The 538-nt window shown below is 46.3% G+C and carries 2 pseudogenes; one reads left to right on the top strand and one right to left on the bottom strand.

Annotated features, from left to right (window positions below):
* Positions 1 to 315 (top strand): annotated as a pseudogene (locus tag R7044_RS27615) (YdcF family protein); the annotation flags it as partial.
* Here the strand turns inward: R7044_RS27615 and R7044_RS27610 are convergent.
* Positions 305 to 538, bottom strand: a pseudogene (locus tag R7044_RS27610) (hypothetical protein); the annotation flags it as partial. The pseudogenes R7044_RS27615 and R7044_RS27610 overlap by 11 nt on opposite strands.

Here is a 538-nt window from a genome sequence, read left to right as displayed (position 1 = left end):
CAGGCAGAAGCGTTTCTTTTACTTGATGAACTGACGACGTATCGAGTGTATCTGGAGGGCGTTAAAAGTGGGGCATTTCAACGAGATTTAACTAGCGTTCGAGCACAGCCTTTGCTGCGGGCTAAACAATCAATAAATCAACTTCGCGCTTTACCGTTAGAAATGGATGTTTTGCAGCAAATTGCGGAAATGAAAAAGGCCATCGAAATGACGGCCTTTGATGAATCGGTTGCAACAGCAGAGCGAGCATTGGAAGTGTTTCATCCCATTTTAACTGCGCTCAATCGCCGTTTAGATCCCGAGTCTATTCAGTGATTTCGCGTCGCATACGAACAGCACTCAACGCAATCAGACAGTAGCAAAGCAGCTCCATGCCTTCTTCCGAAATGTTCTTAACATCGCGGATGTAGCTTTCATTCATGACTTGCTGCCAGAAGCTTCCCATGCCGTAAAGGCGAGAGAAAACAAGCAGTAGAACGACGGCACCAATCAAGAGCTTCATGTGCGGAACTTGTAGAATACGTGCCATTTCGTTCAC

The sequence above is a fragment of the Vibrio sp. 1402 genome, from assembly GCF_033340275.1.
This window is presented reverse-complemented; position numbering and strand designations above follow the sequence as displayed.